The following is a 24,270-nucleotide window of genomic DNA, read 5'->3' as shown; positions in this document are numbered from 1 at the left end:
GCACTTCCCTGTGCTATGCATTGCCAATAAGTTGACTTAGTTTTTATTTATAATTCACCATGAAATAATTCGGTTTATGTATATCTGGAGCAAAATTCGGTTCCGCTGAAGTACTTGGCGCATAAATACTTCTTGATACCAAGGGTGATTTTACTTTTTTCATTTCTAAAGGTAATTTCGAAGCCGCTTGTTCATCTAGTATGATAGTCACTTTATAATGATGATATAGAGCGGTGGCGGGTATCCTTTCATCGGCCGAGGATGATGAGTACATGTCAAAAATAATGTCTGCCTTAGTGGCGCCGGATGCTAATAAAATGCACTCTTTGCTCTGCATAATTGTACCTATTCCCATTGTGAGTGCATGAGTAGGTACCTCGTCCTTTGTTTCAAAAAAGCGTTTGTTCGCTTCGCGAGTTTTGTCATCAAGCTCAATGAAGCGAGTCTGGGAATCAAATTTTGAGCCCGGTTCATTAAAGCCTATATGACCATTGACACCCAAACCTAAAATTTGAATATCAATACCTCCTGCTTTTTTAATTTCCTCTTCAAATTGAGCGACATGCTCTTTGATTTCTTTGAATGGGATCATCCCTTCAAGAATATGTATATTTTCTTTTCTGATGTTCACATGATTAAAAAAGTATTGATGCATGTAGTAATGGTAGGATTGGGCATGTGTTTTTTCTAAACCCCAATACTCGTCTAAATTAAAGGTAACGACTGATGAGAAATCTAATCCTTCTTCTTGATGCATGCGTATTAATTCTTTATATACAGGAATAGGGGTGCTACCAGTCGCCAGCCCCAATACCGTAGGTATTCCTTTGTCATTGTTCTCGATAATTTTTTTTTGAATGATTCGAGCCACTTCTTTTGCCATTCCTTCAGGGGTCTGCCTAACAATAGTACGGCCAAACATAGATAAATACTCCATTAAAAAGTGAAACATCAAAAAAGGTAAAATAAAAAGAATGGATTAATTGCTTCGGAAAAAAGTATTAAAGATACATTCATCTCATTTTCATATTTTGTTACATTATGTTGGTTCAGTAGGTGCTGGGTTTGAGAAATTGGAATTTTCGCGCGATCTTAAACAATTTAGCAACGAAACTCTAGGATATTTTTCAGAAGTATATGATTCTAAAGAAAAGCAGGAACTTAAAGTGGTCATGAAACGAGTATTGACCTAAGGGATAGAATTTAAATGTTATTTAAAAATATTTATGTTTATAAGAGTACTGGGGCTAAAGAATTAAAGCACGTTCTGGTGAATGATAAGGGCTTGAGAATTATTTTCAATATTGATGAAGATTTACCTCCTCTGCAACCCAATATAATGGATTGTAAAGGAAGTTATTTTTTACTGCCCGGAATGCTCGATTCTCATGTCCATGGACAAGGTGGCATAGATTTTTCCGATTTAGGAGATGAATTCAGTGACCAGAAGCTAGAACATCTCGTGTTAGCTTTAGGAAAAACTGGACTTTCTTATGCTTTAGCCACATTCGTATCCTTGCCAATACCCTCTTTAAAAAAATCATTAGTCAAACTCAATGAGTTTATTGAAAAGCAGGAACGAACACCCATACCAGGTTGCACTCAAATTTTAGGTATTCATCTCGAGGGACCTTTTATTTCAAAAAAATGTAAAGGGGCACATGCTGAAGAAACATTGCAAGAGCGTATTAGTATCAAGCAATTCAGAGACATTATCAGTGTGGCTCCCCATATTAAAAACTGGAAAATAACCCTGGCTGCAGATATACCTGGTGCAGAAGAATTTATCAAAGATTCAAAAAATCTGGAACGCGAAGGTATTTTTGTCAAAGTGTTTCTCGGCCACTGTAATCCCGATAATAAAGAAGATATTGATAGAGCCATTGCCGCAGGTGCAATTGGATTTACTCATCTGGGAAATGCTTGCCAGGAATCTTGCAGTAGAGAAACACGGGAACTTACTTTAAATGATGCAAAAAGTACATTGGTGCAATGGGTTCTTGAAAATCCGGAACGCTGCCCGCCTGGCGTTGAAATCATTGCAGATGGTGGTCACCTGTCTTCATCTTTTATTTCTTTAATCCATAAAGCTATCAATAAAAAAATGATACTGATTACAGATGCTTTAGGTCCTACCGGGTGTGACGATGGAATCTATAAATTAGGTGCCCTCAATATCCGCAAACAGCAAAATGCCTTCTATTTGGCTGATGAGAACGGGAATTTCCAAATGAGAGACGGAATATTGCCTTCAGGGCAAAAAGGATTGGTGAGAATACTTGCAGGTAGTGCCGCTCCTTTATCCTATTGCGCGCAAAAATATTTCGAATCCCTGGAGGATGAACAACCCGAAGCGCGTATGGATTTACTTTTTCATGCACTCATCGCCAATCCAAGAATGACTTCTTTATCTTCGGATTCAATAAGAGGATTAAATGACGATAATAATTTCTCTATTTTCAATGATAAAGGGCAACTTATTTTAAGCTCATGTCAGGGGCAAATAATCCATCATCAGCAAACACAATGGCCTATAGCGAGCATACTTCAGCATGGCTTTCTAGCTAAAATGAATAATCCTCAATCCCATTCGCCCGAAGCCAGTTATAAGATTAATTTTTAAACCTTACAAGATAGTCAAATACCGGGCTTTAAACCAGACTTCCAAACCAATTTCTTAATCCATAGGTTTTAAATAATGCAAGCTAAGGATGCCTGCAATAAAAGCGGTAATGCAACATAAAACAATGGGGGTAATAAGGGACAGAACAATCAAAAATCCTCCCACAAAGCAAATGATTGCATCACCTAAAGTCCGCAAACCAACTTGTGCCCCCATCACCTCACCTTGAATGGCGGAGTGCGCTTTATTAGAGATATGAATGGTTAGCGTGGTGACAACACTGGTGATGCTAAATCCACTCAGGGCAAAAAATACAAACATGGGTATTGGATACTGGAAGGCAATCATCGCAGCAAAAATCAGGGTTGTTGCCATTATCGCCGCAACAACAATTTTATTAATAGGGAGGCGCTTTGAAAGATGGTTCGGGAGCCATGATGCCCCTATAGCAAGTGCTGCCGATAGTGCCCCATTATAAAGGGCGATCATTCCTGGACTCATTTGCCATTTACCTGCCAGGTAAACTGGACCGAATTCATAGAACATGTCGACCGCAAAGGTGAATAAAGTACTGATGATGAGCATGGGAATTAAATGAGGATGACTTTCGAATAATCGCTTGAATTGGCGAATAATATTTAATTGACTCGATAGGGATTCTTTTTTAGGTGGATTGAGGTTTTTATGTTCTGGCAGCTTCCACCAGGCAAGAGCTAAAGTAATCACAGAGGCCAACGCTGCAATTAAAAAAGGGAATGACCAGGAAAACCATGGGATAAAATTTGAATTGGACAGTAAACCACCTATTATTGGGCCTATAATATAACCAATACCGGCCATGCTGTTGATCCTGCCAAAACTGACAAATTTATTGATGGAAGTCAATTCTGAAGCGTATGCCCTTGCAACAGCAAAAGTTCCCTCCATAAACCCCGTTAAAAATCGGCTAAACAAGAGCAACCAAAAACTATTGAACCAAAAGGATAAGACAGTCAATAGGTAACCCAGCAAACTTCCTGCCAAACTGATGATTAATATTCTCTTGCGGCCATACAAATCCGAGTTTCTACCCAGGATGGGCGAGCCTATAAATTGTCCCAGCGGGAAAATAGCGAGAGTTAACCCCAGCAAAATACGTCTGTTGGTATCACTCCATTCGGGTGAAATAATCAACTGATCAGAAGATTGTAAAAACAAAGGTGGGAAAATGGGATAAGCTATGGAGGAACCAATAAAACTGATAAATACTATCAGTAAAATTATCCAAAGCTGTTTCGTTTCTTCATTTATGTGCGTTTGCATTTTATTTTGGCCCTCGAGAAATTATTAAACGGCCAACCGATTCGATCATTCATGTTAAATTTTTCTACATAATTTTAGCCCTTTTTTCCGTACCGGGCGAATTTATTTTTTATTGTTGTGGAGAACCTCTATGCCGTAAGTATATAAAAACCGAAATGAATTATGACTCTTACCTACGTGACGCGAGGTGTGCGCGGCATACAGCCGAAGGGTAGCGGATCCTCAGGAACTTTCCCCACATCCTTTTTCCAGAAATGCTTTAAATTGTGCTACCCATTGGTTATCGACATAATCGCAAAGGGAACTATTTGCAGCAGTTTCTAATGTTTTCTTCAAATGGTTCACTAGATAAGATCGGTAATGATAAAGGTCAGGGACTTTTATATTCAGTTGCTTGGCTTTCTCATCATGAATTCGCACCCGCAATATATCTTTATAATGGGGATTGCATTCAAACTGATGCATCTCATCATCAGACATCACTCCCCCTTGGAAAGCCAGCGTTTTTTTACTCGCTTCGGATAAACGTCCAAAATAATCCTTCTTTTTACCTGCCAAATATCGCTTGGCATTAACATGTTGACCAATGAGTAAAGCCACTTTTGCAGAAAAACCCAGATCGTAGGCAATTTTTGCACCGATCCATTCATGATGCACTATGCCTAAGTTCTCCATATTCCTTTGCTGTGTTTCTGAAGCAAAATGACCTATATCATGAAATAAGCAAGCGAGGATCACTTCATGGCAATGTCCCGCTTTTTCAGCAAAATACGCACATTGCAGAGCATGTTCTAATTGAGAAACAGGTTCCCCGATGTAATCCATTTCGTTTGCTAAAGACAAATATTGAAGAGATTTATCTACTTTTTGGTATATATTCAATGTATTCATTGCATCATTTCACTAATCGGGTTAGCGACATTATAAATAGCTGCTCCGGCAGAGTAATCTTTATTGGGGTCACGTTCACAGTCAGGAGGAAATTTTTCCCGCTTATCCTGGTAATAAGCTTCACGCTTCCTTCCACCTTCAGAAAATTTACTAAAAGTGATAAAAATTGCTCGACGGGGTTTATTACTTTGGTTTGCCTCAGAATAATGAGGTAAGTAGGAATCAAATAAAATGACATCACCCGTTCTACACTCAATCGGAGACCATTGAAATGCACCAGCAATTTCCCTTTTGATGGAGCCATCGGACTCTTGAGGCAGAATAATAGGTTTATTGGCCCCCCCTGCTACCACTTGTAAACAACCATTTTCCAAAGTGCAATCATCGATTGCCACCATCATTGTGATATGGAATTTCTGGTTAAAACTCACAAAGGCAGGCGCGTCCTGGTGAGGCTTAAAGCCCCCTCCCCCTGGAAATTTATAATTTATTTTTTCCTTAAAAATACTCGCCCGCTCTCCCATTAAAGAGGATATTAAATTGACAGTACGTATACTATTGGCCACTTCATGCATACCCAAGTGGTAATCTATAAAATTTTCAATGCGGCACAATTGCCGTTCCCCTTGGGCATTTTTTTCAAAATATTTCATCCACTTCCCTGGCGTTTCAGGCCAAGATGTAAGTTCATCACACCAGGTTTGCAGTTTTTGTTTTAAATTGTAATGGAGAAAGTCACCCAAAAGAACAAAGCCCTGCTCTTTCCAAAAGTTTATATGTGCTTCAGTTAATTGATAATCCATCACTTTTTCCTTGTCATCTGACTTGACATCATTTTAGAAGGATATGAGGTTAATGCAATAAATTATTCATTGAAATCACCATTTCAAAAAGGTTTTACAAGGCTTCAATATATATTTTTCAACAGTTGTGCTACAATTGCCCTTAAAATAAACATTTTGAAATACCTTCCATCCCTTCCACCAGTCCAATAAATAAAGGAAACAGCATGAGTTTTAAGTCGTTAGGTTTAATCGACCCCTTACTTCAAGCTTTAAACGAATTAAGTTACGAAGAGCCCTCTCCCATTCAAGCTCAAGCAATTCCCCATATACTATCTGAACGGGATGTTCTTGCTTCGGCACAAACAGGGACTGGGAAAACAGCAAGTTTTGTATTGCCTATTTTACAGAAATTGCACTCAAAACCACGCGCTAAAAGTAACAGAACTTACGTGCTCATTCTAACCCCTACCCGCGAATTAGCCAATCAAGTCCATGAAAGCATCCTACAATATGGACGTCATTTATCACTTCGTTCAGCCGTTGTTTTTGGTGGAGTAAAAATTAATCCCCAAATGATGAAGCTTCGTTCAGGGGTAGAGATTCTTGTCGCCACACCCGGACGTTTATTGGATTTACACCAACAGCGCGCAATACAGCTTAATGAAGTAGATACGCTGGTGCTGGATGAAGCCGACAGAATGTTGGATATGGGATTTATTCATGACATGAAAAGAATCATTCAATGGTTACCCCAAAAACGCCAGAACCTTATGTTCTCAGCAACCTTTAATGATCCAATCCGGAAACTTGTAAAAACATTACTTAATCAACCTGTAGAAATTGATATCACTCCTCGAAATACAACCGTAGTTAAAATCAAACAAACAGTACATCCCGTGGATAAAAGCCGAAAAGCAGCTTTACTGAGCCATTTGATTCACAAAAACAAGTGGGGTCAGACTCTTGTATTTTCAAGAACAAAACACGGCGCCAATAAATTAGTAAAACAATTGGCTGAGGCTCAAATTCATGCTGCGGCCATTCATAGCAATAAATCGCAGTCCCAGAGAACTAAAATTTTAGCTGAATTTAAATCTGGGGAACTGCATATTTTAGTCGCCACTGACATTGCCGCTCGAGGAATAGATATTGACCAACTACCCTGTGTGGTTAATTTTGATTTACCCCAGGTTGCGGAGGATTATGTTCATCGAATTGGGCGAACCGGACGCGCAGGGGCTTCAGGATTAGCCGTCTCCTTAGTCAGTGCCGATGAAGTAAACCAGCTCAACGCTATAGAAAAATTGATACAATGTAAGTTATCACGAATTGAGATCGATGATTTTGAACCCAAACACCATGTTCCCCAATCCACTGGTGTTTCAAAGTCACAAAAACATGTGCCAACTAAAAAGAGAACCACTTCAACATTCAAAAAAACCCAAAGAAAATTTAAGGGTGCCGGCAAGTCTTGACTTCAAGATTGGGTAAATGAGGACAATTTTACCCTTTTCAATTTATGCACTGGATAAAATGGGTTTATCCGAGATTGGCTTTGATAAATGAAGTAATTTGCTCTTTTCTCGCTCCATGAATTTAGTGAACAACCAACCTAATAAAAGAGTACTGGCCAGTATGGATAAAGTCAGATAGATACCTAACCCGGATTGAAAAATGGGTAAAAATACAGTTCCTACAAAAGCACCCAGTTTACCTGTCCCCGCAGCCAGTCCATGGCCCGTTGCTTTAACTTCAGGAGGATAAATCATGGCGGGTAATAAATAAGTCGTAATGCCAGGCCCAAAATTTATAAAAAAATTAAATAAAATAAACCCGATGAAAATGATACTGGAACTTGGAATAAGAAAGCTAAGGCTCAGGATAAATAGTCCTATGAAGGAACCTAAAAATCCTGTTTTCTGAAGCTTGATTAATGGAATATGGTTGATGAAAAAAATGACCGCAAAAGCTCCTAAAGAAACAAAAACATTCACCAACAAGGTGCTTTTCAGTACCTCAGTTTGTGCTTGCAAAAAACTGGCATCGCTCGAGAGATTAAATGACTGTAAGACATGAGGGGTAAATAAACCGATACCATAGTATGAAATATCTAATAAAAACCAGCACACACAGAGGCAAACAGTAATTTTTACTCGATCAGGAGAAAAAATCAAACGATAATGGTCTAAGAATAAACCTTTCGAAGTGGTTTTTATTTGTTGATGCACTTTCCATATAAAACTTTCTGGCAGTCTTGCTCTAAATAATAAGCCCAGTGCAGCGGGTATAGCTCCTGAAGCGAATATCCAGCGCCACACGTCAATCTCGGGATGAATTTTAAATAACAACCAGGCAACAAGTACCCCTACTGGGGAAGCCAAACAATTAATGAACATCGCTGTGGCAATAAATTGATTGCTTTTCCGAGCAGGTATCATTTCAGCCAAATAAGCAGCACAAATGGGATAATCGGCACCTACGCCAAACCCTAATAAAAATCGAAAGATGCAAATAGAGGTAATATCCCATGCCAATGCAGAACATAATGAAATCACTACAAAAAACACAAGATTCATCATGAGCATGCTTTTTCTACCCACCATATCGGCCAATCGCCCAATAATAATTGCGCCAAATACTGCACCTAAAGGTGCTGCAGCCTGAGTAAGGCCAATCATTAAAGAAGAAGGCTCATATAAAGCGTTGATGAAAGGTTCGGCGACAGAGGTGATGTATAAATCATAACCATCCACAAACAAACCCAAGGCGCATACTACCCAGACATGAAGCGTAAGGGATTTATTATTCTTTTCATCCATGAAAATCTCTTTTATAAAAAAGAAAAATGCATTTCAATTGCATTCATTAAGTTTATGATTTCTAACATAAACCAAAATTAAAAACAAACAGGCTATTATCAATCTCATTGCGATTTAGGTAACCTGTGAATCAATTAAAAGAAACAATCGAGATAAAGCTATCTATAATTAAATAAAAGAGATTTAGCGAAATAAACTTTATTCTGAAAAGGAACGATAAAATGTTAACCGCAACTTTGATTTTTTTAGTTATTGTCTTAATTTCAGGATATATGGGATTCAAAGGAACCGATGCTTCTACAACCGAGAAAGCGAAAATTGTTTTTTATATCTCTCTAATTATTTTCATCATATTACTACTTCTCTTCCTTTTTTCGCCACCAGCACCGATTCCCCAGCCAGTTAAAAATCCTCTTTTATAGAGGCAATACACTAGCATGAACCTTCGCCATAAAACCGATTTAACCTTTGGTTTAAATCGTCTATACAATTGAAAATTTAACCTATCCTTCAATGTCAAAGGGAGACTCAGGAAATATGGAAAGCTACTTTTTAAGTTTTGGGTCAAGAGGTTCTGATTTCAGGCGCCAAGTCATTTGATGAAATAGGGAATATTTGATTTCGTGGTGATTCGGATGAAGCATCAAATAAGACAGGCCTGGGTCAGATCTCACCGAGCAAGACCCAGGTAATATGGTTTCGCAGATGAGGCTTACTTCTATTTTACCAAGTAATTCCCACCAGTCATGACCATTATTTATTAGACCCACCACCGCTGCTTCCACCGCCAGTGCTTGTACCACCTGTTCCGGTGCTTGTACCGCCTGTGCCTGAGCCAGGAGTAGTTTGTGGCATGTCTATTGAGGTTTTGGGTGCAGATATTGTTGTAGAAGTGGTACCGGTAGTCCCTGTTGCAGGACCAGGATTTTGATTAAAGAAATAATAAGCTCCCACAGCTACAAGAATCACAATCACGACAATAGCAACAATAGCCACACTGTTGCTTCCATCATTTCTAGCCATAATAATCTCCTATAAATTATCAATCCAGAGCTATTTAAGAGTCAATTAAATTCCTAAACCTTAATAAGTATAGAATAAAAAATTGAATAATATCAGAATAGTAAAAAATATAGGCCAACTACGTTTATTTTTTTTCATCCAGTAATACGCCATAAGCAAAGCAGGTTCATCCGCATAAGGATATCAGTAAGTGCTGTGTTGCAGATATGGTATGATACTTTTTTTATTCTTATCCAGGTGCCACTATGCCATTATCCAAAGTAACAAAGACGAGTACTTTTTTGCTCATGATGATTTGCTGTTATTTAGAAGCTGGTGCTGCTCCTGTTGCACCATCTGTAAATACTGAGCCTGTTTTGGAGTGCAAAGACATTACTGTGCCAAGCAAAGAAAAAATTCAAATTAGCCATGAAGGAAATTTGTACCATTTCAAATTCGCACTTCCTGCTTGTGGGCATGCATCGTATCAAAATCAATATCCTGCCTCATTCATTGTTCAAGAACTTATAGATGATTTTTATAAAAGCGGCATGCTAAATATCACGGTGACCCAAGATCCTGCATCAGATCCCCTGGCCAAAGATAAATTTTTACTTGAGGTACAACAATCGATACTTGGTAAACGATTTGACTACAAAGAAGAAGTCCAACTTGTTTATGAGCGAAATTTCATCCATATGATCAATCAATCGCATACGATTCCAGGCAGTGTGAGCAAAACTTTAGAACCTTATCAATTATTGCGTGACATCCAATGGAAGAATGATTGTGAACAAGAATCTGCTGGCTGGTGCTTCACATGGGATGGATATTTTTCAATAACTTGGGAGTGGGACAAACACCAGGATTTAGAAGAGATGAAAAACTATGTCATACAAAGCATCCTGCCCCAGGTATTTAAAGAGAGTTATATTCGCTATGAGAACTACATCTATAAAGTGGCCAATCCTTTAGAAAAAAATAAAACTTAAAACCCTTTTTTCGTGAATGGACTCATTATGAACTTATTGAAGCAGTTATCTTTTCAGGTTATTGCCGGTATCGTTATCGGGATTTTTCTAGGTATGCTTGCTCCAAATCTCGCCGTCTCCTTTAAACCCTTCGCGGATTTATTTATAAAGCTCATCAAAATGATGATTACCCCCATCATTTTTTTTACGCTTGTTTCAGGGATTGCCGCAATAAGTGATTTAAAGACAGTTGGTAAAATTGGCGGGATTTCTCTTATTTATTTTTTGTTTACAACAACGTGCGCCTTGGCTTTAGGACTGGTTGTGGCAAATCTTTTCCATCCTGGAACTGGTATGAATATAGACCCGGCTTCTTTAAATCTATCCGAAGCGAGCACGTATCTTGGTAAAGCAGAGCAAATAGACAATGTACAAGATTTTATACTCAATATTATTCCTGAAACCTTTTTTAGTGCATTGATTCATGGAGAAATTCTGCAAGTATTGTTTGTTGCTATTGTCTTTGCTTTAGGATTAATGTCTTATGGAAGTAAGGGAAAATTTATCCTTGAATCTTTTGAGCATGTAACAAAAATTTTCTTTAATATCATTCATGCCATGATGCATTATGCACCCATTGCTGCTTTTGCTGCGATGGCCTATACAGTGGGCCAATATGGTGCGCACTCTTTAATTGGATTAACCGAATTACTGCTTTGTTTTTACTTAACCTGTATTGTTTTTATTGTTGTGCTACTCGGTATGATTGTCTATTTTTTCCTCGGTCTAAATATATTAAAAGTCATCCAGTATTTTAAAACAGAAATATTCATTGTGTTTGCAACCTCTTCGTCTGAAACTGTAATGCCCAATCTCCTTGAGAAATTAAATGAACTGGGCTGTGATAAATCCGTTGTGGATTTAGTGATACCTACAGGTTACTCTTTTAATTTAGATGGAACAGCAATTTATCTGACGCTTGCTGCCTTATTTATTGCCCAAGCCACAAATTCGGATATAACACTCAACCAGCAAATCTTTTTATTACTTATTATGATCATTAGTTCCAAAGGCGCTGCGGGTGTGACCGGAAGCGGTTTCATTATATTAGCAAGTTCTTTAGCGGCTGTAGGGACAATACCCGTGGCTGGTGTGGTCATCATTTTAGGCGTGGATCGCTTTATGTCTTCAGGAAGATCGTTAACCAATATGATGGGGAATGCTATTGCAGCGTTAATTATTTCCAAATGGCAAAATTCAATCAATATGAAACGCGTTCATGAAAAGTTGCCATAAAAGTAGTAAACTACACTTTTATGTCGTGTTCATTGAATTGTGTTGTCGCTGATTTCCAAGGATCATTCTAAGTTATGGCCTAATTGATGCCTAACATTGATAACTCATGACTTATTTCTTCTTGCTCTAACGCACTAAACCATTGATCTCTTTTTTCAAGAAGTTTTAATTTTTGGTAAATCAAAGACAAATAAGGTATATGGCAACCCCGCGAAAGACCATAGTCAATTACATTGGAAACTATATATTCAGATTCAATTGGCTTACCCTGCTTCAAGTCGTAATACATACTGGGATAATATTCTTTTAGCCCTTTTGTAATATCGATTAAAGCGTCAATCGTGTTTTCAATTTCTGCGCCATCTTTTTTAGCAACAGAACTTACTTCGTGCATCATTGCTCGCACTATGGACTGGTATTTCTCTAACAAAGAAAGCTTGTCCACTGAGGTGTTGAACACTAAAGACAAGCTACTAAAAGTGGTATTCCACAATAATTTCGTCCATCGAAGAACACGATGATTTTCAAAAAATTGAACGGTAGGACAAAGTTCAGGAGAAAGATTAGTGCATAAATGTTGTTTGATGAAATCACAATCTGAAATGGTATTATTTGCAAAAGGAGCAAGTTTGAGTTCTCCAAAATGTTTGATTTGGACATGTCCCGGATTGATTCTTGTAGCGCCTATCGTAGTTACTCCGCACACTATAGAATGGTTTTTAATGAAGGTAGATAGAAACTCCTCATTACCAATTCCATTTTGTAACATAAGAATTTTACTTTCGGGTTTCAGTATGCAGGGGAGAATTTCTTTTAATATAGAATTTTCCGTGGTTTTTAATGCGACAAGTATGATATCCGATTTGGGAAGTTGCATGTAATTCTTCACCACCTGGCTGGGTGTAATTTTCAAGATTTGGCCGTTGGGCAGTTCTATCTCATAATAGTTTCTCTCTTGCAAAATTAAATAATCTGAGCGTTCAAGATAAGAAACATGGCATCCTGCAAGAACAAATAGGCCCCCATAAAATTTACCTACTGCCCCAGAGCCAATAACTGAAACGGAGACCATGCAAACTCCTACAAAAAAATATTAGAAAACATTCCATTTTGCCATAGTCACAAATGGGCGTAAATGATTCAACAGCAAGGAAGTGAAGCTCTGGCCTTGATAAGAGATAATTTAAGATTTGCAATCGCAACCCTTTTTAGGAGATCCGCCTTGGGCGGATTCGATACAAGTTAAATAATTAAAAATCAAATTAGTTTATATTTTTGCAAATACCTCTGTCCTGCCCATTTATTAAAACATCTGATGTAAGATAATCTATAATATTAAAAAAATATTTCCTAAAATGTAGAAATATTTTAAAGATGGAGTAATTTTAAAAGGAGTTTTTTCATGATTTCAATGAATAAGATAACTTTAAATATGGTGCTTGGGGTGATTTGTTTCTCAGCATTATCTATAGCTTTTGCAGATACAGCGCCCACATCATCCCCAGATATTTTGGGTACCTATTCCTGCACTTACCATGATGCCACTATCAACCCTCCCGACGGCAAAGAAATACTTATCATTAAAAAAGACAAACAAAATAATTATAGAATGGAAAAAAAAGGAGAAGGTGATTCGACTCCTAGCATCATTGGTGTTGGTCTGCAAAATAAAGACATGAATCATGTATTTTCTTTTTTATTTTGGTGGCCAAAGGCTCCTTCAGCGACTCTTGTCCAATATATCGTTGCTCAGCCTGACGGAACTTTAGAAGGACAATGGGTGCAAAGCAATCGAAGTAAAACAGGACAATTTAATTGTAAAAAATCATCATGAACGGTATATGCATTTTTATGAATGAACAAAAGGAGTTTGTTATGAAAGCAGCGTTGGCAAGAATCTCTTCAACAGCCGTTTTATTTTTTCTTTCGACATTGGCTTGTGCGGACACGACTAAAAGCACATCTCCGTCTCTCGTTGGTAATTATAAATGTCAGTGGAAAGGTGGCTCTTTAGACAATAAAAATTTATCCCTAAACATATCGAAAAGCGGCGATACCTATAACTCTGAATGGGATGATGATTCGGGTAATCCTGTGCTGTATGGAACTGGCTTAATGAGTCCGAATATCAATAATGCGTTGACCTCCTCTTTTTGGAGTACAACCGACCCGACACTCGTGGGTCTTTTATCCATCACACTCAAGCCAGATGGTTCCCTTCAAGGTCACTGGATATCTCAATCGAGAAAAGATAGTGGCACAGAAACCTGTACTAAAAGTTAATTAGCGACCGTCGGGCCTGAGCCCGACATCCCATGTATGAGTTCCGCTTCAGGCAATCCACCAAAAAGCGTTTTTAAATATTTCCTGTCTCAGGTAAAGTCCATTTTTTGACAATATCAAGAACATTGACTTAATATCTCAGCAGACTTTCATATACCGGAGAACTGGTTTCCCTCACTTCTTTTCCATCTCTCTCTTAATAAAAATTGCTAAGAAACTATATTAATTTTAAAAATCACTGGAGGATGTTCATGAGTATTAAAATAATGAGTACTGTTTTACTAGGAAGCTGTCTGATTAGTTCTTCTTTTGCTTCTAATTTCTTGAACCATTTCATGCCAAAATACAGATTGAACCAGACTGATATGACCTCCAAAAGTGCCAGGAAACAAAGCTATACTGATTTCTCTGGTCAGTGGACTGGTACGTGTTCTGCATCTGAGGGGATACAAACTGTCACTATTAAAAACGACTATTATTATGTTGAATTTGATGGCCAGGGGTACGGTATAGGACAAATGTTGAGTGAGTCTTCATCCAATAAATGGAATGCGACAACAAACCATATGTTACTCACGTGGAATACTGAAGGGACTGTATTAAAAAGTAAGGATGTTTTTGTAACAACCAGTTGGGTTGATAGGAACAGCTCGGAACAAACTCTGTTGGCATTTCATTTAGAAACTACCTTAACAATGGATGGCGATACCCTGATTGTGAATTCTTATCAAGTCAATTCGGAGGGAGCGCATCAGAAAGGATTTGAGAATAAATGTACATTTTATAAAAGTGCATAAAAGGTTCAGACCTGACCTAAGGTAGCAACTCCAAAGGATAAGGATAATCCTTGAAAATATAGGAATAAAGATTTATTTGGAGTTGTGCTACTTTACATCGGCAACCTTTCCCCCCGCAATACTTTGATCAGGACAAAATTGAATGAACTGTGCAAAATAATTCCTCTTTTTATTTGGCAAAAAAAATGACTTCATAGGATAATTGTCCACTGAATAAGATTAAAATAGCCTACCCCGATAATTTGTATTGATGAACCAGAGACATGAATTTCACTTATAACTACAAACAACCTGACGAATACCATTTTAGTTTGGATTCAATTCATCTCGCGCGATTTGTCGCAAATCAATTGCAATCCCATCCAGATCTGGGTTCTTTGCGCATTTTAGATCTCTGTGCAGGTTGTGGGGTAATTGGGATTGAACTGTCATGGCACCTTCACGCAATCCGACAGATTGACTTTATTGAAATTCAGGATATTTATACTGAATATTTTTATCAAAACGTCGCGAACATGAACCGATCTGAGTTGCAATGCCGCTGGCATCTTTTAAATTATGATGCATTACGAGAAAAAAAATGGGAAGGAACATTTGATTTAATTATCAGTAATCCACCCTATTTCCATCCAGAACACGGCATGCTTTCACCTTCCCAGTTTAAAAATCGGTGTAGATTTTATTTAGACAGTTCTTTCCAGAGTTATATCCAGGCTCTTGCAAATTCACTTGCCCATAAAGGGAAGGCCTATTTTTTATTACGGCCATTAAAACATCATGGCATCGACTTATTCTCAGACATAGAATTCATATTAAAAAATACATCAACAACCATAAAAAAAATTTCGCATATCCGAGGTACGGATGTCATGTTGTTAGAAAAATGGGAAAATGTATGGTAACTATTCCTTAATCAAACCTTGTACACACCCACATCATTTTTAAGTTGTTTGGCTATTTCATCCAAATGATGAATAAAAGTCATCATTTCATGAATCCCAGTAGAAAATAAGGAGGTCGTTCGATTAATTTCGCCCATGCTTTCCACGATTTGTTCAATACCAACCGCTTCTTGGCGAATAGCGATCTCAATATGTTGACTGGCAATAGAAGCATCATGAATCATTTTACTAAGTGTTTGAATGACTTGGCCAGATTTTCCAATTAGCTTTGTACCTGCATCCAGTGTTTTGGCTCCTTCCTCAGTCACCTGAACCGCTTTTTCGGTAGCATGCTGAATATCATCTAATATTTTTTGCACTTGTACTGTAGATTGCTCTGATTGTTCAGCAAGGTTTCTTACCTCGGTCGCAACTGCCACGAAGCCTTTTCCTGCCTCCCCTGCTTTTAAAGCTTCTATTGATGCATTCAATGCCAACATCTTGGATTGTTGCGCCAAAGTATTTACGACGCGCGTGATATCCCCGATTTGTTGTGTGTGCTTGTTTAAGTCGAGAATTGTTTGGGCAATAAGTTCCATCTTTTCTTCTGATGCTCTTATACCTTGGATGCTTCGTTCTATAGACTCTGCCCCTAATTTTCCTTGTTCATATGTATTTTTTGCAGCTTCCCGCAGAGCTTGTGCTTTAGCCATAGTCTGTTTTGAACTCTTATCAATCTCCTCCAAAGAAGTAGTAATGACATGAATCGCTGAAACTTGAGAGTTGATGCTTTCTGATTGTTCGTCTGCAGAAGTAATGACCGTTTTAACTTTGCTCACTATGTCACCACTGGCACTAGTAATATTTCTTGTAATTAAAGACAATCCATCGGCCATGGAATTTAAATCCTGACCAAGATGATATAACAATTCGTTTTCCTCAAGTACAAGACGCTCCCTAAGATCTCCTGCAGCCACTTTACTGCTGTACTCTCTGAATTTTTTGGACGACTCCAATAATTGCTCATATAATTCTCGAGATTCTTTTTCCTGTTGTCTCAGGGCTTCATCATTGGCCGCAATGGCTTCTTGCATGGTTTTCAAGGATACAATGAGCTTTCCAAGCCTACCGGTGGATCGAAGCTTAATGGGTACGTTTCGTTCACCTGCTGCAATTCTTTTTGCTATATTAATGACATAATCCACAGCACCTAATATGGATCTCTGAGTAACATAAGGCACAATAAAAATAAGTGCAAGCGCAAAAATGAACAACCAAAAGGCGGACTGCTTTAAGTTCGCTACAGTCTGATAAATAATATGGGTCGTTTTGCTCATTTCTGATAATAGAGCATTAGAAAGTCCGCCAGTTCGTTTTCCGCTTTCAGGCGAATACTGACCATCAATCAGATCTATCATTTGATCCATCATTATATTGGCTTTATTTCTAATTAATTGCACATCATTTGTATTGTTTGCATTTTTTGCGGCATTCATTAAGGTAGATTGAAGTTCATGAAGAGGTCCATAAAACCGCCGCAGTTGCTCCCATTTCTTTTGTAATAGCTCATCCTGCAGAACTTCGGAGTTCATTATTTTATTCCATTGTCGCTGGGTTTTATTTATTTCTTCCCACTTATGCATAAAATATTCTTGGTCTTTTGGATCTCCAGCCGTTTCCCAATGATCGATAATATCTTGAAGTTGATAGATTTCGGAATCCAGATTTTGGGGAAGGCTTGCTAGCTCCAACTTTTGACTCAATTGCATGATGCTATTAATTTTCAAAATTAAAAGCAGGATTAATATCAATATAGGCAAACACAGACTGGTAAAGCCTATTAGCAATCGAGAACGGATAGATAAAATAAAACCTTCCTTGTCCGCAATATGAGTCATCTTACACTCCGCTGATTATTAGTTATTTATAGCATTCTATTTTCATATGAGCGACGTGTTTTAAAATGTTGTAATTATTCCGCCATTTTACTCTTTAATTCCGTCAATGGTTTTTGCAAATTCAGATTACTAAAAAGGAAAGCTTTTTAAATTTCTATAAGTTAAGGCACATTTACTAGTCCAGAAGCATAGCAAAATCCACTTTATTCTATCTGTAATTAGAAGAATTGAATCTGACTAGATGTTTCTTGGGTGTAGGAATTTTAAATGGTATGCTGTCTTTCGATTCATTTCGATTTTGAAACAGTTGGTTGGGTCATTGGCACCAATGAATTGGTTAACGATTTGGGTAGGCTATCTTTTCTTATGCACAGGATAAAATCAAAAGGAACGAACAACATGCTGAAAACAAGTAAAGCGAGTGAAACCTTGTGTCAATCAGGTATTCGTGCAGCAAGCACAGAATGTGAAAGAGTGGGCGGTATCAATTTAGGCCAAGGGATTTGTGATTTACCAACACCAGAAGTAATTAAGCAAGCTGCAATTCGTGCTCTTGAACAGGAAAAAAATGTCTATTCTGCTTGTGAAGGCGTATTCAATTTAAGACAAGCTATCGCCAATAAAATTCAATCGTTTAATCAAATTAGCGTACATCCTGAAACCGAAGTTCTAGTCACCCATGGATCGACTGGTGCTTTTATCTGTGCGACGATGGCCTTATTTAATCCAGGCGACGAAGTGATATTGTTTGAGCCTTTCTACGGGTATCACAAAAATATTTTAGAGCTGTATCAAGTCCATGTTAAAACGGTACCCATTAATTTAACTGATTTGAGTTTCCAAATCGAAGATCTGGAAAAAGTAATGACTCCTAAAACTCGAGCGATTATCATTTGTACACCTTGTAATCCTTGCGGCAAAGTTTTTTCTGAACAGGAATTATTAGCAATTGGTGCCATTGCCGAACACTATAATTTAGCCGTTATCACGGATGAAATTTATGAGTATATTACTTATCCGGGCTTTCAACATGTGTCCTTTGCTTGTTTAAAAAATTTCAAAAACCGTACTATTACAATTTCTGGTTGTTCCAAAACATACAATATGACGGGATGGCGTTTAGGTTATGCCAGTGGGCCGGCCCATGTCATTGCAAAAATGGCTTTATTGCAAGATTTATTGTATGTATGTCCTGCCACACCGTTACAACATGCGGCCATCGATGCATTCAAATTACAAGAAAACTATTATCAAAAAATGTGTCAATCTTATTTAGAAAAAAGAGATTATATTGTTCGCGAGTTAAGGGAAATTGGTTTTGAAGTAACCGTGCCGCAAGGGGCTTATTATATTATGGCTGATTTTTCACACCTGGGATTTAAAGACGATACGGCCATGACTCGTAGCTTACTTGAACAGGCGAAGGTTGCTGTAGTTCCTGGGAGGGCTTTTTATTTAAATCCCGATAAAGGGAAACACGTATTACGTTTTTGTTATGCATTAAGCCAGGAAAAAGTGGCTCAGGGGTTAAAACAGATTAAGGACAATCTGGTCGTCTGTCCTACCTGACAATGTAAGTAATACGAGTAAGAGATTTCATGCAAATTCCATACACTCGCACCGAATCTTCCAGTTAAAAGTGAATGAACCCAGTGATGGTATGAGTATCAGCAATGAGGGAATGTTAGACAGTGCGTTTGGTAAAGGTTCCTTCACAGCTATACTTTAGATTATTTTTCATCACGATAATAATAGTCGGGCTTTTAGCCCGACAAACAACAAGTTCTGATTACTCACGCTGCTTCGCTTACATGATGGAGCAATTATCCAATGGGTTTTCCTGTTCCTTAATCACTCTCTTTTCAGTGTTTTTAATAGGCTGTTTTGTTTTAAAAAGGCTATAGCAATTTTTGGATACGCAAGCCAGACTATTCAATTCTTTTTTATCTAATTCCTCACAGATTAAGCCCATTAAGTCAGAGCTTAACTTTTCCAAAAATGCAGAAGTGTCGCAAGGAAAACTTTTCTCATGAAGTAACGGCATCATTTGCATGACAACCGAATCAAATAACTCTTGGGGTAGTCTGCCTTGGGGCTGAATAACACCTGCAAACTGATCGGCCACTATTGGGTATTTACTGGTTGCCAATACCTCATGAATCCGCTTTTTATTCAGAGGGGAATCAGTGATAACAAAGATTAATTTTCCTGCCATTTGTTCATCACAAGCAAATTTCACGAGCTGATTTGGATTAAAGTCATATTTCGAATCAATAGAAATAAAGGCGACTTGGGCGCCACCTTCCTGCCCATTCTTTGTATACATACGGCTGTAAGTATTTTGAGACCCTTCATAATGCTTCCGTAGATGATTGAGTTCTTGATCTCCAGCATGAAGCCCCACTCGACTAAAAAACATGATAGGACGAGATTGGTGCATTCCTACTTGTACCCCGCCATCAAAAGCATATCCCATTCGATCTATATTGACTGCTGCCAATTCAAGCTTCTTGCCAACTTCACCATCCCCTGTAAGTAATATCTTTATTGTTGACTGAGCCTGTAACTGCAATAAACGATGCGCCCAAACAACCCCTTCGCCTTTGATTTGTTTTATGAGGTTTAAACGGTTTGTTTCAAAATATTCTTGATAACTATTGTACCCACTTTGTTTCCATAAACTGTCTTTGGTTAATACCTTGCAGAATGTTTTAGAAATATACATTAATTGAGTCAAATTTTCTGGATTCGATAAATCCATTGAAGAGATAATCTTCAGAAAAAGCTCGACCGGGAGATTTTCAATCTGATTTCCCGCTGAAGCGTTGAGAAGGGACGTAAAAAACAAACTTAGTTCATGAGTGAATCTCTCCACTGTATCGAGACTTTCTCTTTCCCGTTCAATTTTAGTTTTCATGATGTTTCCTTAAATAATAGCTAAATGACGAGGGACATATTCAACAGCTATGATCATGGAACCTCTTATCCTTCATCTTTAGCTTCATTTCTGTCCTCAAGAAACAATCATATCCGTACCCGTTTAACAAAATATGAATCCGTATACGTGTTTTTCGCATGAGGTAGGATGTGTACCATTCAATTCCCTAATTTAAAATTTTCGAAAGACGTCATCTCAACCATTGGGAAGATTTCTCCATAGCCTTGATCTCATGGACAGCATCACCTTGTTCCAATAGAATTGTTTTGTTACTATTTTTTAACAGGGACGACCCTGTGTTACCTTTGCTCGTTGAGGACGGCCTCATTTTAAGGAGGTGTCCTATGTCTTGGCTATTTTTGATTCTTGCCGGTTTATTAGAAGTTTGTTGGTCTATTTTATTGAAATATACAAATGGTTTTACTCATGTATTACTCTCCACCTGTACCTTATTTATTTTACTGCTGAGTATTCTCTTATTGTCACTGGCAATGAAAGAATTACCTTTAGGGACAGCTTATGCGGTATGGACAGGAATTGGCGTTATAGGAACAGTTTTAATAGGAATATTTATCTTTGGGGAGTCTGCTTCATTCAGTAAACTGTGCTGCTTTGGCCTTATTATTTCTGGGATTTTGGGCATTAAATTGATTCACTAATCTTTGAGATAGGATGGGGAAGCATTGAATTTAATGTCGGGCCTAGGCCCGACCTGTTCGTGTCATTTATTTCTTAAACGGATTTTTTCCTTTTCCTTCCTGCTCAGGCATGGGATGCTCGGTATGAATGATATGATGCTCTGGTATCACATCAAGCTCCTTCAGATCTACTGGCTCATTGTGTATGCTCATTTCATTCAATAATAATCCCGCTTTGGGATCTGGCATTTGCATTTTTCGTTCTAATTGAGTCATTTTAAGCTTTGAATTCTTTTTTGGTTTATCCGAAATATTCTTACTGAGCTCAGGCCATTCATTTTGTTTCTTTTCTGCATTGATTTGGGGAAAAGAGGCATTGTTTTTACTATTTGACTTGGCCTGCGTACGCTTTGGGGTCTCTTTGATGCTCTTAGGGATTGTTTTTTTAGGGGCAGATTCCTGTTGCTTCTGTATAGACTTCACCGTTTTTTGTTCAGGCACCACTTTATTTTGTAAGGATGCGGTTTTGGATTCAGTCTTCTTTTTTGCGCTTTTGGTTTTTTTCTGAGGCGCGGCAGTTTCATTTCTAGTTTCCATGTTCTTAGACTGCGTCGATTTCCTCATTTTCAGCATGCTTACAGCATCATCCTTTTTGTTTTCAGAAAGTTCCGCATTTGAGTCTTTAAAGAATTGAACAGCATTTTCTTTAAGAGGTTTTGAAAAAGGTAGAAGAGAAGATTGCCATAGTTGATAGGATTGTTCCAGATAATCCAGCATCATTTGGCTATTTTTCATCAGTAATTTCATGTGCTTATTGAATAATTCTCCCGGATCTTTCATCGAGGAAATATCCTGAAAAGTAAGATAATTTAAGTTTTTGAAGGTATTCACATTAAGATCCAGCATTTCTTGAAATGGTTTTTGCATTTGACTCGCCATGACCATCCAATTGTCTAAACCATAAGGTTTCATGATTATCTCCATATTTGTTACATTGTATAACTTCTAGACTAGCAGATTAATGGTGCTCTCGCGAATTGGAGGGGATATGAAAATGGATTTGTCCCTGTATTCACTGCTGCTATTAACAATAAATTTTTTTGTAAATCAATTGCTTTATCTACCCATTCATTCTGTTAACTCATTTAATCCGAAGTTTATTCCGATACCTTTAGAATCATTTTGACAAGTGAGTTATAAGCAACTTTTTAGACACATGATTTGATGCACCTTGAGTAAAAGTAATGACTAATGATTGACAAATGAACTATATTAGGTTAAATTGTCGATTCTTTGTGCAGTTTGGCTAATTATAATCAGTTTCAGTTTCTGCTGTATCGCCTGAAGATATTGAAACATTGGAGTAAAACATGAAAGGCAAATCAATGAAAGGCTTGTTTTTTTTAACAATGATGTTAGCGAATAATGCTATAGCAACATCGCCAAAAAATAATTCTAATTCTAAAAAAGAGAAAAACAATACTAATGATAATGACACATATAATCGAATATGTAATACCAATGGCTTTTTTGCTAATAAAGTAGTGGGTAATTATCAGAATAACCCTGAAGTGTTACAAAATATTTATGAAGTTGGGCAAATTAGGCGTCAGTACTTACCCAATATAGACCTGAGAATTAGAAATGTAGAAAGTATGCTCATGCAACAAAAAGATACATTGTTCCAAGGTAATAAATATTTCGAGCCTCTTAAAGCATATATACAAATGATTGCACAAAAAACTGAAGTAGCAAAAATTCGTAGAGAAAAATCTAGCGGATTTTGTGGCGAGGCTTCTGCCGCAAGCATTGTAAATAGCTTGTACGAACAGTTAAAGTCAGGGCATCGAGAAACGGTACAAGAAATAATGATTGAAGTTGCCGGAGGCAGCACGAATCACGCTTTTGTTCTCTATAACGGCCCACGTCTGGAAAGCCAACAAGTAGACAATAAAAAAATAGAAGAAATAATGCGTATTATGAAGTCCCCTCATAAAGGTGATCCGATAATTTGTGATGAATTCGAACATTATTACGGTCCTGCTTCAAAATGGTATGAAAAATTTTTTAATGCTGAAGATCATGATTTTGACGATGGCCAATATACTTTCATGCATGTTACAGATTACACTTTACCCCCTTTGCATAAAGCATTTAACAGTGAGCAAAGAAAATACATAAAAACACTTCTTATGGATTTACTATCAGAAGTTCCAATCTGTAGTAACACCGGTGATAAACAAAACTGTCCCTTAATGTAGATGAGGTAGCGAGCATAGGCTGGGCTGTTAAGCCCAGCCTACGTTTTGTTTGTTATAAATTTCATTATTTTATCGTTATTCGTTTCATTCGCTTCATCTTAAACAGACATTCAATCGAGGTGGAGTACCAATTTATTTTTATGTCTCATTTTATATAAATTGAGCCTAAACCTGACATGAAATGCGCCAAGGGTATAGAGAAATCCTTTGATATGGACTGGATAACAGGCTATCTATCAAAATTTTGTTGGTACATGCTCATTCAAAAATATATAATCATCAAATCATGGATAAGTGAAAGTGCATTATCCATTGACGATTTTCATCGCAAGAATTATCTTTGTTTCTCGTGATCTATTAATTAAAAATATTTAAAATAAGTATTATAAAGATCCTCTCGATTTATGTTTAAATATCTGTTCGGAAATTAAATAACTTATGAATTATTATGCAATTTTGATGACCTTAAAACGAATCATTACCCTCTTACTCCCAATACTACTGGTTGCATGTGCGCATCAACAATATAATGGCCCGGATCATTACAAGGTCAGAGGTAAAACATATCATGTAATGAAGTCCGCCAAACACTACAAAGCCAAGGGAATTGCTTCCTGGTATAGGCCACGTGGACGGAATCAAAAAACATCAGCAGGAGAACGCTACAACATGTACGCAATGACTGCAGCGCACCCAACACTTCCGCTTTCCACACGAGTAAGGGTAAAAAACCTGAATAATGGCCGGTCGATTGTGGTTCGAATCAATGATCGAGGCCCTTTTTTATCGAAGAGGATAATTGATTTATCTTATGCTGCCGCTAAAAAACTCGGTATACAAGGCCTTGCTCCGGTTGAAATTGAAGTAGTTTGAATTTTATCTAAC

23 protein-coding genes are annotated in these 24,270 nt (G+C 37.6%); 13 read left to right on the top strand and 10 right to left on the bottom strand.

What is annotated here, in order from left to right:
- Nucleotides 1-43: 43 nt before the first annotated feature.
- Nucleotides 44-922 (bottom strand): glucosamine-6-phosphate deaminase, encoded by an 879-nt coding sequence (gene nagB, locus BU07_RS0104330; protein ID WP_051635460.1) that lies wholly within the window; start codon nt 920-922, stop codon nt 44-46.
- 285 nt (nt 923-1,207) lie between these two features.
- Here nagB and BU07_RS0104320 point away from each other — a divergent pair, with 285 nt between their 5' ends.
- Nucleotides 1,208-2,623, top strand: coding sequence for an N-acetylglucosamine-6-phosphate deacetylase (locus tag BU07_RS0104320; RefSeq protein ID WP_031563879.1), 1,416 nt, complete (start codon nt 1,208-1,210; stop codon nt 2,621-2,623).
- Nucleotides 2,624-2,677: 54 nt separating this feature from the next.
- On the opposite strand, the gene BU07_RS0104315 is transcribed toward BU07_RS0104320, so the two are convergent.
- The 3 genes from BU07_RS0104315 to BU07_RS0104305 all read right to left on the bottom strand — a co-directional run bounded on the left by BU07_RS0104315 (nt 2,678) and on the right by BU07_RS0104305 (nt 5,619).
- A complete protein-coding gene (locus BU07_RS0104315) occupies nt 2,678-3,925 on the bottom strand; it encodes an MFS transporter (protein WP_031563878.1) in 1,248 nt (415 codons plus the stop codon).
- A 222-nt stretch (nt 3,926-4,147) separates the two neighbouring features.
- Nucleotides 4,148-4,816: an HD domain-containing protein gene (locus BU07_RS0104310; protein WP_031563877.1), complete on the bottom strand. Its 669-nt coding sequence runs from the start codon at nt 4,814-4,816 to the stop codon at nt 4,148-4,150.
- Nucleotides 4,813-5,619 (bottom strand): phytanoyl-CoA dioxygenase family protein, encoded by an 807-nt coding sequence (locus BU07_RS0104305; RefSeq protein WP_031563876.1) that lies wholly within the window; start codon nt 5,617-5,619, stop codon nt 4,813-4,815. The genes BU07_RS0104310 and BU07_RS0104305 overlap by 4 nt, the downstream gene beginning before the upstream one ends.
- 206 nt (nt 5,620-5,825) lie before the next feature.
- Here BU07_RS0104305 and BU07_RS0104300 point away from each other — a divergent pair, with 206 nt between their 5' ends.
- Nucleotides 5,826-7,076: a DEAD/DEAH box helicase gene (locus BU07_RS0104300; protein ID WP_031563875.1), complete on the top strand. Its 1,251-nt coding sequence runs from the start codon at nt 5,826-5,828 to the stop codon at nt 7,074-7,076.
- Nucleotides 7,077-7,118: 42 nt separating this feature from the next.
- On the opposite strand, the gene BU07_RS0104295 is transcribed toward BU07_RS0104300, so the two are convergent.
- Nucleotides 7,119-8,420 carry an MFS transporter gene (locus tag BU07_RS0104295; protein ID WP_031563874.1) on the bottom strand — a complete coding sequence of 434 codons (1,302 nt, stop codon included), beginning with the start codon at nt 8,418-8,420 and terminating at the stop codon, nt 7,119-7,121.
- A 221-nt stretch (nt 8,421-8,641) separates the two neighbouring features.
- Here BU07_RS0104295 and BU07_RS0104290 point away from each other — a divergent pair, with 221 nt between their 5' ends.
- Nucleotides 8,642-8,842, top strand: coding sequence for a DUF1328 domain-containing protein (locus BU07_RS0104290; protein WP_031563873.1), 201 nt, complete (start codon nt 8,642-8,644; stop codon nt 8,840-8,842).
- Between the two features lie 331 nt (nt 8,843-9,173).
- On the opposite strand, the gene BU07_RS0104285 is transcribed toward BU07_RS0104290, so the two are convergent.
- Nucleotides 9,174-9,443: a hypothetical protein gene (locus BU07_RS0104285; protein WP_051635459.1), complete on the bottom strand. Its 270-nt coding sequence runs from the start codon at nt 9,441-9,443 to the stop codon at nt 9,174-9,176.
- 245 nt (nt 9,444-9,688) lie between these two features.
- Between BU07_RS0104285 and BU07_RS0104280 the strand changes: the two genes are divergently transcribed.
- Together BU07_RS0104280 and dctA are read left to right on the top strand one after the other, a co-directional pair.
- Entirely contained in the window at nt 9,689-10,414 is a 726-nt protein-coding gene (locus BU07_RS0104280) for a hypothetical protein (RefSeq protein ID WP_051635458.1), read from the top strand.
- A 27-nt stretch (nt 10,415-10,441) separates the two neighbouring features.
- Entirely contained in the window at nt 10,442-11,689 is a 1,248-nt protein-coding gene (gene dctA, locus BU07_RS0104275; protein WP_031563870.1) for a C4-dicarboxylate transporter DctA, read from the top strand.
- 79 nt (nt 11,690-11,768) lie between these two features.
- Here the strand turns inward: dctA and BU07_RS0104270 are convergent, their stop codons facing one another.
- Nucleotides 11,769-12,761 (bottom strand): ketopantoate reductase family protein, encoded by a 993-nt coding sequence (locus BU07_RS0104270; protein ID WP_031563869.1) that lies wholly within the window; start codon nt 12,759-12,761, stop codon nt 11,769-11,771.
- Between the two features lie 330 nt (nt 12,762-13,091).
- On the opposite strand from BU07_RS0104270, the gene BU07_RS0104260 reads away from it, so the two are divergent.
- The 4 genes from BU07_RS0104260 to BU07_RS0104245 all read left to right on the top strand — a co-directional run bounded on the left by BU07_RS0104260 (nt 13,092) and on the right by BU07_RS0104245 (nt 15,671).
- Nucleotides 13,092-13,523 (top strand): hypothetical protein, encoded by a 432-nt coding sequence (locus BU07_RS0104260; RefSeq protein ID WP_242601853.1) that lies wholly within the window; start codon nt 13,092-13,094, stop codon nt 13,521-13,523.
- Nucleotides 13,524-13,564: 41 nt separating this feature from the next.
- Entirely contained in the window at nt 13,565-13,972 is a 408-nt protein-coding gene (locus BU07_RS0104255) for a hypothetical protein (protein WP_031563867.1), read from the top strand.
- A gap of 251 nt (nt 13,973-14,223) precedes the next feature.
- Nucleotides 14,224-14,769, top strand: a complete 546-nt coding sequence (locus BU07_RS0104250; RefSeq protein WP_031563866.1) for a hypothetical protein — start codon at nt 14,224-14,226, stop codon at nt 14,767-14,769.
- Between the two features lie 263 nt (nt 14,770-15,032).
- Complete coding sequence (locus BU07_RS0104245) at nt 15,033-15,671, top strand: methyltransferase (protein ID WP_031563865.1); 639 nt, start codon at nt 15,033-15,035, stop codon at nt 15,669-15,671.
- Between the two features lie 11 nt (nt 15,672-15,682).
- On the opposite strand, the gene BU07_RS0104240 is transcribed toward BU07_RS0104245, so the two are convergent.
- Nucleotides 15,683-17,548 (bottom strand): methyl-accepting chemotaxis protein, encoded by a 1,866-nt coding sequence (locus tag BU07_RS0104240; RefSeq protein WP_031563864.1) that lies wholly within the window; start codon nt 17,546-17,548, stop codon nt 15,683-15,685.
- 267 nt (nt 17,549-17,815) lie between these two features.
- Here BU07_RS0104240 and BU07_RS0104235 point away from each other — a divergent pair, with 267 nt between their 5' ends.
- Nucleotides 17,816-19,117 carry a pyridoxal phosphate-dependent aminotransferase gene (locus BU07_RS0104235; RefSeq protein ID WP_051635457.1) on the top strand — a complete coding sequence of 434 codons (1,302 nt, stop codon included), beginning with the start codon at nt 17,816-17,818 and terminating at the stop codon, nt 19,115-19,117.
- Between the two features lie 238 nt (nt 19,118-19,355).
- On the opposite strand, the gene BU07_RS0104230 is transcribed toward BU07_RS0104235, so the two are convergent.
- Nucleotides 19,356-20,465: an F-box protein gene (locus BU07_RS0104230; protein WP_031563862.1), complete on the bottom strand. Its 1,110-nt coding sequence runs from the start codon at nt 20,463-20,465 to the stop codon at nt 19,356-19,358.
- 365 nt (nt 20,466-20,830) lie between these two features.
- On the opposite strand from BU07_RS0104230, the gene BU07_RS0104225 reads away from it, so the two are divergent.
- Nucleotides 20,831-21,145 carry a DMT family transporter gene (locus tag BU07_RS0104225; RefSeq protein WP_031563861.1) on the top strand — a complete coding sequence of 105 codons (315 nt, stop codon included), beginning with the start codon at nt 20,831-20,833 and terminating at the stop codon, nt 21,143-21,145.
- 66 nt (nt 21,146-21,211) lie between these two features.
- Here the strand turns inward: BU07_RS0104225 and BU07_RS0104220 are convergent, their stop codons facing one another.
- Complete coding sequence (locus BU07_RS0104220; protein WP_031563860.1) at nt 21,212-22,096, bottom strand: hypothetical protein; 885 nt, start codon at nt 22,094-22,096, stop codon at nt 21,212-21,214.
- Between the two features lie 398 nt (nt 22,097-22,494).
- On the opposite strand from BU07_RS0104220, the gene BU07_RS0104215 reads away from it, so the two are divergent.
- Together BU07_RS0104215 and BU07_RS0104210 are read left to right on the top strand one after the other, a co-directional pair.
- Nucleotides 22,495-23,385: a hypothetical protein gene (locus BU07_RS0104215; RefSeq protein ID WP_031563859.1), complete on the top strand. Its 891-nt coding sequence runs from the start codon at nt 22,495-22,497 to the stop codon at nt 23,383-23,385.
- A 438-nt stretch (nt 23,386-23,823) separates the two neighbouring features.
- Nucleotides 23,824-24,258, top strand: a complete 435-nt coding sequence (locus BU07_RS0104210) for a septal ring lytic transglycosylase RlpA family protein (protein WP_031563858.1) — start codon at nt 23,824-23,826, stop codon at nt 24,256-24,258.
- Nucleotides 24,259-24,270 lie beyond the last annotated feature (12 nt).

The sequence above is a fragment of the Legionella wadsworthii DSM 21896 = ATCC 33877 genome, from assembly GCF_000701265.1.
GTDB lineage: Bacteria > Pseudomonadota > Gammaproteobacteria > Legionellales > Legionellaceae > Legionella > Legionella wadsworthii.
The sequence above is the reverse complement of the archived record's forward strand: the minus strand, read 5'-3'. Positions and strand labels throughout refer to the sequence as shown.